The 14,895-nt window shown below is 38.7% G+C and carries 10 protein-coding genes; all 10 read right to left on the bottom strand.

Annotation, left to right across the window (positions count from 1 at the left end; genetic code table 11):
* Positions 1 to 5: 5 nt before the first annotated feature.
* On the bottom strand, positions 6 to 2,615 hold the full coding sequence (locus tag HHL23_RS04395; RefSeq protein ID WP_169233603.1) for a hypothetical protein: 2,610 nt from the start codon (positions 2,613 to 2,615) through the stop codon (positions 6 to 8).
* A 3-nt stretch (positions 2,616 to 2,618) separates the two neighbouring features.
* On the bottom strand, positions 2,619 to 3,317 hold the full coding sequence (locus HHL23_RS04390) for a hypothetical protein (protein ID WP_169233602.1): 699 nt from the start codon (positions 3,315 to 3,317) through the stop codon (positions 2,619 to 2,621).
* A 10-nt stretch (positions 3,318 to 3,327) separates the two neighbouring features.
* Positions 3,328 to 4,869, bottom strand: coding sequence for a T9SS type A sorting domain-containing protein (locus HHL23_RS04385; RefSeq protein WP_169233601.1), 1,542 nt, complete (start codon positions 4,867 to 4,869; stop codon positions 3,328 to 3,330).
* 331 nt (positions 4,870 to 5,200) lie between these two features.
* Positions 5,201 to 5,926: a sterol desaturase family protein gene (locus tag HHL23_RS04380; RefSeq protein ID WP_169233600.1), complete on the bottom strand. Its 726-nt coding sequence runs from the start codon at positions 5,924 to 5,926 to the stop codon at positions 5,201 to 5,203.
* Positions 5,927 to 6,321: 395 nt separating this feature from the next.
* Entirely contained in the window at positions 6,322 to 6,594 is a 273-nt protein-coding gene (locus HHL23_RS04375; protein ID WP_169233599.1) for a hypothetical protein, read from the bottom strand.
* 34 nt (positions 6,595 to 6,628) lie between these two features.
* Positions 6,629 to 7,978, bottom strand: coding sequence for a S41 family peptidase (locus tag HHL23_RS04370; RefSeq protein ID WP_169233598.1), 1,350 nt, complete (start codon positions 7,976 to 7,978; stop codon positions 6,629 to 6,631).
* Between the two features lie 15 nt (positions 7,979 to 7,993).
* On the bottom strand, positions 7,994 to 8,734 hold the full coding sequence (locus tag HHL23_RS04365) for a hypothetical protein (RefSeq protein ID WP_228464614.1): 741 nt from the start codon (positions 8,732 to 8,734) through the stop codon (positions 7,994 to 7,996).
* A 212-nt stretch (positions 8,735 to 8,946) separates the two neighbouring features.
* The gene (locus HHL23_RS04360) at positions 8,947 to 9,870 is read right to left on the bottom strand and encodes a T9SS-dependent choice-of-anchor J family protein (protein ID WP_169233597.1); all 924 of its coding nucleotides are present in this window, start codon (positions 9,868 to 9,870) and stop codon (positions 8,947 to 8,949) included.
* A gap of 76 nt (positions 9,871 to 9,946) precedes the next feature.
* Entirely contained in the window at positions 9,947 to 11,245 is a 1,299-nt protein-coding gene (locus tag HHL23_RS04355; RefSeq protein ID WP_169233596.1) for a hypothetical protein, read from the bottom strand.
* Positions 11,246 to 11,542: 297 nt separating this feature from the next.
* The gene (locus HHL23_RS04350; RefSeq protein WP_169233595.1) at positions 11,543 to 14,851 is read right to left on the bottom strand and encodes a TonB-dependent receptor; all 3,309 of its coding nucleotides are present in this window, start codon (positions 14,849 to 14,851) and stop codon (positions 11,543 to 11,545) included.
* Positions 14,852 to 14,895 lie beyond the last annotated feature (44 nt).

Below are 14,895 nucleotides of genomic sequence, written 5' to 3'. Positions count from 1 at the left end.
CTGTGTTAGTTTTTATAATTGTATTTGTATTCTTTCAGCACTTTTCCATTGACATCAATCACCTTTTCGAGTCGGTTTTCCGTATCATATTTATACATTTCTCTGATGCCGGATGGTGGGGTGATACTTGTAACACCTATCAATGGATCATAGGTATAGGTGGTAATGTAGAACCTACTGTTAGCTATACGGAAATTGTCCAATGCTGAGATTAAAGCATCTTGTGTATTGATATCAATATCTTGATTAGATTTAGTAATAATATCTGCTATTCCTTGAAAAACTAATGCTTGATCATAAGTGATCCCCTCTATTTTGACAATAGGTTGTGTTTGGTTATACCCCCAGATAATAGCTACTGGAATACTCTCTTTGGTTGTGTATTGCAGAAGATTTCCTTTTAAATCGTATTTATCATAAGTAACTTCAGTGGAGGGGGGAATGCTTAAGTTAGATATGTCATATGATTTTACAGATAAAGGAAGTACTAAACCAGCAGTGTTATTGGTGATTTCAGATATTATTTTTGGATAAATTTTTTCTGTTTTTGCCAATGTTTTTGTTGTACCACTAATAGTTTGAGTACTGGTAGTTTCCAATGGAATACCGATCATGTTTTTATCTATCATGAGTTGGTTGCCTTTTTCGTGAGCGTAACTATAGTTAGTCTCGTTGACAAATCCATCCGGAAAAGTAGTTTTCTGACGGCTCAGCTGATAATGGGAAGGATTGTTATAGAAATATTCGGTTTCTGTCTTTACAGGAATACCTTCTAAGTAGTCTGTGGTTTTTTGGGATTTCAGGTAATGCCAGTAAGAAATATTTCTGTACTCGTTAATACTAAGATTCTCCAAATCGTTGAGATTGACAGAGGTCCCTTCTGCTTTTCCCGTGCATTGATTATTGGGCTTGATTACATCAGAAGCTGTACAGGTATAAGGGTGCGGAAGAGGTCCTCCACATCCGATCTCAGAGAGTTTTTTACCCGTAAAATTTTTAAACTCAAAAACTGCAACATCATTTTTTTCATATATGTTTTCTTTTTCCTGAATAATATCCAGGACTGATGAGCCGGAGTTTTTTCTAAGTGTTAAAGATTTCAGCTCTGTCCCGTTGTTCCAGCCTCTATTGCTCCAAGGACTGCTACTTATATCTCCGGGACCCCATATATTGGACGCAGGGTCATCTCTTTGAACTGTAAATTCTTTCATTTCACCACCATTCTCGAAACTATCCCCTCCTTCACTGATGGTAACGAAAGGATAAAGACAGGACATGGTTCCTGTATCATACAATGGTATAAGGCTGCTTGAAGAGAGGACAACATCCGAATTTTCTATCATAGCGTAACAGCCCCCCAGTCCCCCAGTATTGTAACACGAAATCTGCCTTTTATCAATATCAGTATAATAGGCTTTATTTCCCTTAAGACCTGAGGAATGGTTAATATCGTCTTTATGGGCATAATGATACCTTTTGTAAACGGGTACATTTGAAACAGGATCAATATCTTTTGTAGACTTTACCCTGACTCCTCCGGTATCCAGATTGGTATTAAAAGTCTGTGGAGCGGTCTGATAATAGGAGATTTCCGTATTGACAACACTACACGAAAAATTGGCACGGGCCGTTATAGTATAGGTTTGTCCAGCTACCGCATTGAAGGAAATTTGCTGGGTTACGTTATCACGGGTAAGGGGGTAAATCGTCCCCTGCCCAATCCGTATTGAGCCGGAATAATGACCTGAATTGGCAAAACTTTCACATTCAGATAGTGAATTGGGTGACAGCGTAGCTCTGATACTGATGGTCTGATTGACCGGTGATATTAGGGTATATTCTACTGATCTGTTACTGGTTCCAGCATCTGTCTCTACGTCCAGATACTTGGTATACAGGCTTGGCATGATCGTTTTTTCACCCCAATAGGTATTCCCTTCATATTCAAGTTCAGTAAAGCCCTTTGTAGGATAAATAACTTTTTTGAGCATTCCAATCTTCGAAAAGCTAGGATTGGGTTCTTTATTCGCTCCACCATAATTAAATTTTGAAAGACCATAGTCAGGAATGTTCTTGGGAATAAGTACACTATTACTTAGCACACCATTATAATACCCCCAATGATCCTGGGCTTTTGAAAGTCTTTCAGGAAACTCTGCGGGATTCTCATATTCAAAACTGTATTTTTTCTGGGGATCTTTGAATGCTATGTTACTAAGAAAGTTTCTTTTATTGACTGTGTTGAGATAATTAAACGATGAACTTTCAATAATCACTCCATTTTTATCGAGCAGACGGATGTTTTTTACTTTTTTGTTTCCATTGATATCAAAAGAAGCAGGATCTGTATCATATTCAAATGTAACAGAGCCATCAGCTACATTATTGCTGCTGATCGAAAGGATTCTTTTTCCTGAAATTTGAATGGTATTGTTAACTATTGCTCCTGCGGAAGGGGCAAGTGAATAACCAGATCCCTGACAAGTGGGTTGCAGTGACGGATATGCTATGGACATCACTAAAGTCTGTGACTGGGATGCTGTATACTGGGAAAGTTCATTCGCTTCATAATTTAAAAATACTTCATCTCCGTTCGGGTGGACGATCTTGGTCAAATACTAGGCGGTAACCGCTCCAGAAGGTATAGAGTGTCCGCTCCCGACACTTCTGTAGATAGTAGTTTCTTTTTCTGTGAAGTAGTATTTTTCACCGTTAGCAACTGTCAGCAGGAAATCCTGGCCATCACCGTTTGTATTTCCTGTTCTTTCAATTTTGACAGCCTGCTGGTCCACAATGTGAGGTTGCCCACTCTGGTCATAAAAAAATTTACCTGAGTAACCATTGAAATTAAAGGAATACAAGTCTGTTTCCGTATCCAGAGCGTCGGAGGCATTTCCTACAGTAAATAAAAAATTGTTGGTTACAGGATTGGTATAGGCGCCGTCTAGTGTTTCAGGTAGAGCAATATGTGTTGATGAGTCATCAGCCCTGTCTCTCACCATTCGGGTAATGACCCCTCCAAAATTCAAATTCCATCCTAATCCTACATTGGTAGAAATTTCATCTACTTTCACACCATTAGAAGAATAGGAAAGGCTTAAAGGTAGATCAATGCTGCCTGTTTTATAGGTAAATAATGGTACAGAAATATTAGGTGATCCTGTAAAAAGTCCTACTGGTACATTCCCATAATTCCCAAGGGCATAAGCTGTAGGAGAAGGAGGAATTATATTAGGCAGGGATGCATTAGTAGTAGCCTGCTGTGCATGTATAAATTCTATGCATAGCAATGCAATCGGAATTAATATTTTTTTCATTTGGTTTTTTTTATTTTTTAATCAATTTAGCATTCGCAGTTTTATTCGTATCCGTTTTTATAGTCACCAGATAAGCCCCCTGAATCAAATTCTGTGTATTAATCTTCGTCACTTTATTCTTCGTTTTCACAGTCTGAAGCTGTCTTCCACCCATATCGTACAGGATAATATCTACTTCTTTGAATTCAAAGCCTATTTCCACATAAGCATACTCTGATACTGGGTTTGGATAAATTTTAATATCTTGTTTCTCGATCAACTGATCAAGTTGTTTGTCTCCCAGTTTTACAATCTTCCAGTTTTCTTTTCCTAGTTCCTCAGCACTGGTTCCCGCTAGAATGATTGAACCGTCTCTGTTTAGCTTTATATCAGATAACCTTTCTTCTCGTTTTCTGGATTCACCTTTCACATGTTTGCGCCACTGTTCATTTCCATCTGCATTTAAATAAAGCATCCAGAAGGTTTCATCGTCAGTTTCAACCCTTCCTTCTGTCTGCGTGTAGCCGCCTAAAAGGAGTCCTTTAGAAGTTTTATCATCTGCTGAATGAAGTACGCTCATACCCATTAAAATATCCCGATTCCTAAAATTGTAGGATTTCTGCCAGATCTCTTCTCCTCTTTCGTTTAAAGAGATCAACCACAGGTCAGTTCCTTCTTCAATCCCCACCGTTTTATTACCTGATCTTTCGGAACGGCTTTCACCACCGATGATATAGCCAGAAGAAGTTAAAGCAAGAGTTCTCAAATGATCATCTTGTTTACCTCCAAAGTTCTTTTCCCATTCTACTTTTCCATCTTTTGAAAGTTTGATAATATAGTAGTCGCCTTCACCAAAGTTTTCAGTTTTCTTTGATCCTCCCATGTTGCTTCTCGAAAAGATTCCTAACAAGGCACCACCATCTTTAGTTGGAATTATTTTTTCAACTTCATCCAATCCTTTCCCTCCTAAAATAGATTGAGACAGTTCTTTTCCATTCTTATCGAGTTTTATAATCAAAACATCTTTTGATCCGTAACCTTTAGCTGAATTTTGAACATTGCCTGCTACAAAGAATCCCAGATCAGTAGTCTGAATTACAGATCTTGCTTCTTCATCGGATGCCGACCCTAAAGTTTTCTGCCAAAGTTCATCTCCGAATTCGTTTAATCTGATCAACCAAATGTCCGATCCGCCTTTGGAATCATCTTTTTTATCCAGCCCTTTAGCTGAATAGGAGGTCCCTGATACCAAAAATCCTCCATCCTGAGTGGCAACAGAAGATGATAAATAGTCATGATTCTGCCCTGAGAAATATTTTTCCCAAACCTGTTCGCCCTGATGGTTAAGCTTAATTAAATGAAAATCGTAGCCGTTATTTTGCTTACTGTCTCCTGCTTGAAGTTTACTGCTCTGAATTGAGCTTCCCGAGATCAAATACTGTTGATCAATAGTGGTCGTCACCTGGCTTAAGAAATCCTGAGTAGAGGATTTGATATCTTTCTGCCAAACTACCTCCTGAGCATTGCTCAAGATTGTGCATAAAGTAAATGCACTCATGTAGAGTTTTCTCATCTGTTTGTGTATTTTAAGTTAATATTAGTTTTTGTAAAATTTTGAAGTAAATTTAACATTTTTTAACACACCCACAAGTCCCTAATATAAGATTTAATGTAAATTTCCATATGATGATATTTTTTTAATCTAATCTGTGTAATGGAAGCACAAAATTAATCGGTAATGCGACAAAACTTGACGTATATAAAAATATCAATGAATATAATCAGACTTTAGAACACTTTGTGAACTAACAAAACGGGTGCAGAATAGAAAGTATAAAGAATTGATCAGCTATAAAACTTTCACCAATAAAATTGATGAGATATAGCAGAAAATATTTCTATTTTCACGATCGATACGTCCCGAACAGCCTGTCCCAAATAGAGGTATAAAAACCAAAGTTCTTACTTTCATCCAAGTGGTGCTTGTTGTGAAACTTGGTCGTTCCTACAAAAAACTGATCAAATGACTCCGGAAAAAATTCCCGATTCAGATGTCCTATCGTTCCCCAGATAAGATTGATCAATAGATAAAGGCTTATTGAGATCATAGAAAAATCATAGCCCATTAATAAAGCTAAAATCATTAATCCAAAACCAATGGTTTCAAAAGGATGTAATACAAAAAGGCTTAGAAAATTGGTACTCACATGCTCATGATGCTTACTGTGCAACACTTTAAATATGAATGGTAAATGCGCAGCATAATGGAAAAAGTACATCAGGAGATCCATCAGAAGAATTAAAGCAACAGTCTCAAATAAAATTGAAAAGACAGAAGGATTTTGATCTAAAATAATCCAGTTATTTTTCCATAAAAATACGCCTAACAACATGACTATACTATTGCATAAAACATTAAGAAGGCAGAGATAGATATCGGATTGGGAAACGGGATGGTTTTGTTTCTGCAACAACTCTTTACGGCATGTTTTTTCAATCAACTGATACAGACCTATTGAAAATAAAAACAAAAAAATATTCGATAAAAGGCTGAATACGATCCACTGCAGCCACGAGAACTGCCAGAATATCTTTAAATAATCAGAAAAACTAAACCAATCAGGATCCATACACTCTTTATCTGTCTGCTTAACCTGATAAATGTATGAATTTCATCCCAAAAAATCAAACGTTTACAGATTCTGATGATAGTGAATCCTTTTAAACCATTAGGAACTGATAAGGTTTTGAGAGTATGAAGAAATCTTTGATTTTCTAAAAACTTAGGTGATCTTTTTATTCATCAAGCTTTCACCTTAAAAATAACTAAAGTGCTAAAAATTTTCACCTCTTTTATGCTCGAAAAACATTCCCACAGATTTTTCAGATAACACAGATTTCAGCGTTGTGAATATAAAAATTTCTGATTTTTTTTAAACTTATGTGATCTTATTATGCATCAAGCATTCACCTTAAAAACAACTAAAGTATTAAAACTTTTACACCTTTTATGGTTAAATTAAAATCACTTCTGCCTTGTTTTTCGTCTTAATTCCCGCACCCGAAGAGTCAGCTGTTTACGCAAATCATTATGATACTGTCTGTAATTTTTGATACTCCTTTCCAATTGCTTTTTATTGGCCAGATAATCTTCATACAATTTACTTAATTCTGAGATTCTCGACATCATATCAGAAGGCTGGATATCGGGATCTACGGCTGTTTTTTTCAGCAGACCGCGGTAATATTCCATCCGGTCCGTAAGGCTGCTGTGAAATTTAGGTTCTATTCCCTGCATGGCTGTTGGTTTATGTAGTAAAGCTTAAAAGAAATCATTTTCCGATGGCTGCAGAAGGCGTATCGCTTTGAAATAAAATCTTAACACTCTGATATAAGGCATTTTTACCTGCTGATTTTGAATAAATACTGTTCAAAGCAGATGAAATTAAGGCTTCTTCTGAATCTCCCAACGGAAGTAAAGGTAATGTTCCATATTCACTGGCTGCAATCTCTGGGGCAATTCCATTGCTGTAGGCTCCTTCCCCATTGGCATTGAAAACTTTATATATTAAAGGATGCAGCTGCCATGAGATCTTTTTAGGCTTTCTTTTATCTTCCACCATAAATCCTGCCATATCTTTCCCCAAGGTCACATCTCCTACCTGAACCACCTGTAGATAAGGTTTAAGGTTATTGATCACAATCTCCGAAGCAGATGCCGTACTGTTCGAGGTGAGAATGTATACTTTATTCAAACCTAAAGAATTGGCACGAAGGGTATTGAAATCAAGGGCATGAGGATCGTAAGTGATCTGCTGGGCAAAGGTTCTTTTTACTTCTCCTCCGTTTTTGTTTCCTTTATAGACAATGAATGGTGAGGAGGACGTAATTCCCGGCGGAATTAATGAACAAAGTGCTGCAGCTGAAGATACTGAACCACCGTAATTGTAACGAAGATCCAAAATCAGTTCCTGTACTCCGGCAGCTTTGAATTCAGCAAATTTCTGGTTCAAGGCTGGTGTCATTCCATCCGGAAAATCATAAATGTAGAGATATCCGGTCTTCTTACCGTTTTTTTCAAATATTTTAGACTCTAACGGCTGTTCAAAGGAGTATCCGTAATAGACTTTGATATTCTTTTCATCAGCAACTGCTCCGTTTTTCCAGTTTCCTACCGTAAGATCTATCACAGTCTGATCTTTAATCGATGAGGTTAATGCTTCTGCGTTGGATGCAGTAATCGCTTTACCGTTGATCTTGGTGATCATCATCCCTCTCTGCAGCCCAGAATTGAATGCCGGAGAATTTTTCATAACCAGTTTAACAGTGGTTACTACATTTCCATTAGGTAGCTGTATGACGGCGTAATCAAAACCATACATATTCCGGACAGAACGCGGATAGGAAGAAGGATCCTGAGTATCCACGGCAAATGAAAAACGGTCCTGAGAGGACAGCAGACTTTTAAAAAAATCTTTCACCGGAAGATGGTAATCCGGCTTGGCGGGAATCTGTTCTGCCCAGTAATAGTACCGTTTCATACTGTCCAGTACCCAAAGATTCACAGATTCTGTACTTCCTTCCGGGAAACGGGGACCACTCTCATCATCATTATTGCATGAGAAGATCAATAGGAAAACTGCAACAAGCAGCATGAGCTGAAAACAAATATATTTCTTCATAGAGACGGGCTGGTATTACAGGTAATCTGCTACATCGATCTCTCCTTTGATCGTAAGGATGCCATTTTCCATTTTTTCCTGAATAACGATCAGATTGGCTCCCATATCCTGTTTTATTTTTACTTTAATGATTTCAGATCCGATATAGGGAGTTGAGGTTCCGGGTTTATACAATTCCAGATAAACCGGAGCCGTATTGCTGAAATAGTTATATATTTTCACCTCCGTAAAGCTCTTCTTTCCAATATTGTCGAATTCTGCCAGTACTACTCCATTCTCTCTTTTCAGAATTCCTTTCACGTTCGTCAATGAGGTATTGGAATATTCCCCAAGATTTGGAAAAATAAATTCAAATCCTACTTTCCCCAGATTCACCTGTGGTTTTACAGCTGAAGCCTGAAGAAAAATACCCGGAAGGTTGAAGAAATTCAGGGTTTTATACTCATTGATATTATCGTAGGTAATGTTATAATGGGCTACCTCGGTACCCGTTTCATTGTTGTAGATGCCCAATCGGTCTGTTTCGCCTTCATCCAGGACGAAATCAAGTTTGGTTTCTATTGTATTGGTATAAGAAGTGCTTCCGTTGATGGATACCGGAACCCCGTTCAGCCTCAGCTGTAGTACATCCGGCTTTGAATATCCTTTGATATTAACTTCAGCGGGTTTCTGCGATTTATCGAACGGCTGCATAACGCTGTTGTCCGCACAGGAAATCAATAGAGTGAAAAATAAAAATGCAATGAACTTATTCATTTATATTGTTTTAAATTATAAAATCTAACTTAGAAATATTGTCCCGCCCTTGGTCAACGAGACAATAGAATAATTATAAAAAAACTAAGTTGGATATGTTGATGATCAAAAATTCTCTGCGGGGAAGCTTCAAATCTGTTTTGATCGATTAAAGTTTTCATGGTCAATTCCTCCAGAAATCATCTGTAGGTTATTGGATCATCACTGTTTGCTTATTTTTTGATAAACTTCAGTCTTTCTGTTGTTTTTCCGTCAGAAACTTCAGCTATATATATTCCTGCCTGCAATGGCGCTACATAGACGGATTTGCTGTACGGTGCTGAAAGTATCTTCTGTCCGGCCCCATTGTAAATAGTAACCTGAGTTATATTGTCTCTAAAGGCTGGATTTAACTTAAATTGAAGGAATTCCTTTACCGGGTTTTCCGTTATTTGGGTTACATTTTCTTTCTTCTTTACATCCTTTGTACCCAGGAATGTTGATGCATAAATAGCCATTTCATCGATGTTAATATTCTGCAGATTGTTTCCGCTCGGTTTTCTGTTAGACCACATCCCGATGTAGATCTTTTTACCGGCAAAAGCAGAAATATCGATAAGATTTTCTTTAAACTGAGTAAGATCACTTGGGAAAGGATTGCTGGAAGTTCCGGCTATGATTCGGTATGGACTTGGAATATCATTTCCTCCTGCATCCACGGTCATTGCCTGGAAATCTGCCAATTCAGGAATCGGCTTCTGAGGGGTGCTTACATAAATAAACAGATCACGTCCAAAATTAAGGTGGGTGGTTCTCTGTCTTCCGATATAGGCGGCCAGACTGATGGTCCCGGCTGCTCCTTCCAGATTGATCTGCGGAGAAATAATCCAGTCGTTTTCAGTACCGAAACCGGCAGCATTACCTGTAGGAACCAAACTTACTGAATACCTGAGAACTCCCGAAGTACCATACGTAAGAGCGGTACCGTTGAAGTAGATATTTTGTCCCTGTACCCATCCGTTTCCGTTGTTATTAAGGTCATGGGTAGTCCATCCCTGAAGATCAGCGGGGGTATCAAAAGAATTGCTCCATACCTGAAACTGTGCTGCCACAGCCTGTGATACCAATACAATAGATAATAAAAATAGTTTTTTCATAATACAGATTATTAGAGATTTTTGAAAAATAAAAAGCAGGGAAAGACATGGGAAGCTTCCCCTGCATGTAAGGTTTTTATTCCTGAATAGAGAAGTTATATTTTGTCCAAGTTCCCTGGAAGTTTCCACAGTTTCTAGGAGATACGTTCCATGGTCCTTCGTTGAAGAACGGCTGGCTCATACCCCAAGATGAAGCTGTAGTTCCTGTTAATAGGTTGGCAGCAGGAATTCCTGATGTACCTGTACCTGTAACAGAAGTTGTAAATCCGTGTACCTGGATCGAGTTTAGGTTGGAAACTGAAGAAAGTTCAGAACCTGTACCTTCTACTTTGATTCCTACAGGATATCCTGAAACAACTACGTTGTTTAAGGTTAATTTACCTCTTCTTCTGATATGGATTCCGTTTTCGTATGCTGATCCCTGACCAGAGATACCGCTTTTAGCACCTATTATCGTAAGATTGTTGATGACAGGATTGGTAATAAGCGGGGTAACAGAACCGTCTGCATTGTTATCAAGCTCAATACCGTTTGAGTCCGGGCTTGATCCGCTAAGACTGTGTGTAGAATTGTAATCAGCTAAAGCCAGTGCACATGTGATGGTTCCTGTATATCCATTGTCGAAGTCAAAGTTATCATCATCCGCAGCAAAAGAAACCAGGTTAGAAGCATTCACTGTACCTCCGAAGAATTCAAAAGAGTCATCTTTACCGTAAGAAACCTGGATATGATCTAAAGTAGTACCGTTTCCAACACCTCCTAAAGTAAGTCCGTTGATTTCGTTTCCTGAGTTTGGAGCAAAAAGATCGAATCCTGCAAATTCAATACGAACATATTTCAATGTTCCCCCGTTGTGAGCTGCATTGGTACCTCCGTAATAAAAATCTGAACCCGTTAATCCTTCAATCGTTTTAGTATCAGGTGTATTGGTAGGTGCATTACCTAACATAATCACCCCACCGAAGTCACCAGGAGCAGCCGTTGTATTTTCATCTCCGTCTAACAGTTTATAACTTGTAAAAATAATCGGCTGAGATTCTGTACCTGTAGCATCAATAGAACCTGCTTTAGAAATCACAAGAACTCCTGTAGCAGTATTCGCTGCATTTGGTTTTGCTTTAATGAAAGTTCCTGGCTGGATTGTTAATTTAGCACCGTTCTTTACCGTTACGATACCGTCAAGTTCTACCACACCACTCCAGGTTGTACTTGAAGTAATATCACCGCTTACACTTGTTACAGGAAGTGAAGAAGCTGTAATATATTCAGCAGAAGCAGACTGCATTTCAAACGGAGTAGAAGAATCTGCAAGGTGATCATTTTGACAAGCAGTAAGAGATAATGCTGCAACAGCAATTAAAGTTAGTTTTTTCATTGTTATAATTTTTACTAGATCCGGTTATATTATTTTTATGACCGAAATTTTTAATATTTAGGAACATCCGCCTCTATATTCCTGCGATTTGGTTTTATATTCACCCTGCATTTCAGGAGGAGCTGTCCTGCCGGGGTTCCCTGCTTATCCACTGCTATCCGGGAAAAATAACAGCGTCCGGTTTTTATCTGATCCGGTACTGCTGTGCGCATCATCAGTATTGATCCGGATCGTCCTCAGGTTTCCGAAACCTGTACATTGCATTAATGAGCTCTTTATTCTGTTTTTTATAATCTTTTAAAAGGTATAGTTCACGCTTACCCCGAATATCCTTCCACTGTAAGCACGGAATGTAATCTTATCGATATTTTTGTCATATTTGTCCGTAGCTCCGGGAAGAAGTTGCCACGCCTCCCGATCTGTTGATATCGTACTTCCCGCAGATCCGTTTGGCACCGAATAGGAGTTGAAATTGTTATAAAACTCTTTCACCCTGTTGAAAAGGTTTCTGACATTGAATTTAACTTCCAGATTTCTGTTTCTTAAGAATTTATAGGAAACCTGGGCATCTGCTACCGCATACGGACGCTGTATTTCCTCACCGTTATAGGCATATCCTACAGTGATGTACTGGTCGCCTTTGGCATTGTATAAAAAACTGGCATTTAAACGGTTTCCATCGTAGGTCATTCCTAAATTATAGGCGTACGGGGTCTGTCCGTAAAGAGGTCTTTCCACTTCGTAGGTTGGATCATTATCACCCGTTTTATACTGGTCTTTAAAAGCGATTACTTTCGTTGTGTTATAGGTGAAGTTTCCATTGATATATAGTTTCTCTAAAAGAGATCCCTCTGCGATAAAGCCCAGATTTTTCCGTACTTCCACTTCTACTCCTTTCAGGTTTGCATTTTTAGAATTTCCGTTGTACAGAAACAGGTTTCCTTCGTTGGAAAGACGTCCTTCACGCTCAATAGGCCTATCGATATCCTTGTAATATAATCCTGCAGAGAATATTTCACCCAGACCCGGAAACCATTCAAATTTAAAATCATAATTATTGACTACCGCTGAGGTCATTTCTGTATTATAAATCAAACCGTTGGCTACCGGATCAAAATACGGCAGTCCCGTTCTCTCATTGAACTGAGGGCGAATAACCGTTTTGTTGTAGGCAAGCCTTAGATTGATCTTATTGGTAGGGCTGTAAGTGAAGTTCGCGGAAGGCATCCATTGCCATGGCTTATCATCTACAGGAGCTTTTGTAACCGTTTGATTATCTGAAGTGTCCAACTGTTGAGAAATAAGGTCATACTTAAAATATTCTGCACGAATTCCCCAAACCAGTCTTAACTTATTCTTCCATCTGTTGTCAAACATCACATAGAATGCATTTTGGGTCACTTTTCCTTCATATTTATCATTTTTATACATAGGTCTGGTTTGCCAGCCTATTCCTCCCGGCACATATTTAGAGCCGTCAAACCATTGCGCTAAAGAGCCGTACATGGTGATAAAGTTTTTTTCGCTGCTCGGAACATCCCTGTTTTCATCCACTCTTAAAAAAAACTTCTCCTGTTGGTTGGTATTGTTTTTTATAACACCCGCATAACCTGCTTTAATATCATTTTTAAAGTTTCCCGCGTCCATATTCCATTTGACGGAAGTTCCATAATTATAATCCGTTTCCTTATTGGCGATATATCCTCTGTAAAAATTGGATCCGGAATTATAGATCCTGTGATAGGTAAGGATCTCACTGCCTATAAAATCATAAAGACTCAGGTATTGTGTATAATCTTTAGTATCAGATTTCACGCCTGTCCGTGCAGCAAACCAGTTGATTTCTGCATTTCCTATTTTATGATTTCCTTCCAGTTTATTCTGCAAAAGCGTCTGGTAAATAGGGTAATTGGTATTGTCTGTATAAGGTTTGTCTAAACCTTTGATCTGTGCAGGATCATTATTAGGAATAATTCCGTGATACAGATAATTATAGGAGGCTTCAGCATTGGCTGCCATTCCGCTACCTCCTGTATATTCGTTCCAGCCTGTCACTCGGGTCAATGTATTATCGTAGATATGGGTGTAAGAATTACGGAAGGAAATTCTATTTTTGCCTAGTTGTAGTCCGAAATTCAACATTCCTGCTAACGTAGAATTATAATTATAAGAGACTCCTTTGTTTTTGAAATTGTAAAACACTATAGGATCTGTCCCATTCGCCTGCCAGTCCGGATCATAAGGTACTGTGGTGTCCAGCCAGTTTCCTCTTCCTGTGTGGTCAATATCCAGTTTATTCTGTTCATTCCTGACAGTAAATGCTCCGGCAAATCCCCATTTATTGTTATTGTTAAGGGCAAAAGTTCTTCCCAGAGCCACCTGCAAGTTTGATCCCATATCAGCTTTAGTCCTGAAGGTGCTAAAGTTGTCATTGGTAAATCTTTTAGACTGTTCAAAAAACAGAGGATTGTTCCAGTCTGTAGCTTCCAGGCCTTTAGGAAAATCTCTTGTTCCGTCATCATATCCGAAATAATCATATTTTCCCTGCTTACGGGTCAGAAATTCTTTAAAGGCCGACTGGTCATTATAGGAAGTGCCTACGCTTACTGTCGTAAAATTTTCATTGGGAATATCTTTGGTTCTTACTTCTACATAACCGCCTGCAAAGCTGGCATTCATATCCGGTGTTGCGGTTTTGCTCACCACTATGCTTTCCACCATCGAGGTAGGAATAATATCAAATGAAAAATTCTGGTTATATGCCTCAGTACTTGGAAGGTTGATCCCGTCCATCGCTGCTGTATTCCAACGTTCTCCCATGGAACGTACCACTACATATTTATTATCGATCGTCGTGATCCCCGTTACTCTTTTCAATGTTCCACCAACATCATTATCGGGAGTTTTTGCGATCTGTTCAGCAGAGATTCCGTCACTCATCTGAGCCGCTTTTTTCTGTTGGGCGAGAAGTCCTGCCTGGGTATCAGCTTTTCGAGTGGCCGTAATGACCACTTCTTTAATATCTGTTATTTTATCCGATGCCTGTTTCATGGCAAATGACACCATACTGGTTTCATTATTGCTGACTGAAAGTTTTTCTACCCTCAGCGGGCTGTATTTTGAAGCTTTTACAGTAAGTGTATAAATTCCTGAAGGAAGATCCACTACAAAATCGCCGTTGTTATCGGTTAGGATAGTCTTCTTTGCAATCGTAACTTCAGCTCCGGTAACGGGATTTCCGATTTCGTCGACTATTTTACCGGAAATCCGGCCGTCTCCTGTTACAGAAATACCTGTGCCCTCATATTTTATTGAAATCAGATCTCCGCGGAGACGGAATGCTACCGGAAGTCCGCTTGTAATATCTTTAAGACAGTTGTTGACAGAAGTATTTTCACATTTTACGCCTTTCACTTTCAGTTCTTTGATATCCATTTTAGAATAAGCCAACCGCATTCCCGTTTTTCCGGCAAAATCTTCCAGCACCTCAATAAGAGGTCTGCTTGCCGGGACAGTAAATGATACTTTCTGGACCAGTTCCTGTGCTTCGGCTGCTACCGTAAAAAATACTGCCGCAACGGTAAGACCGCATTTCAATCTTTTCATATGTTCAAATTCTCTTTTGATTAAAAGTTTATTTTTTAGTGTTA

Source organism: Chryseobacterium antibioticum (assembly GCF_012927325.1).
GTDB classification, from domain to species: Bacteria; Bacteroidota; Bacteroidia; order Flavobacteriales; family Weeksellaceae; genus Chryseobacterium; species Chryseobacterium antibioticum.
The sequence above is the reverse complement of the archived record's forward strand: the minus strand, read 5'-3'. Positions and strand labels throughout refer to the sequence as shown.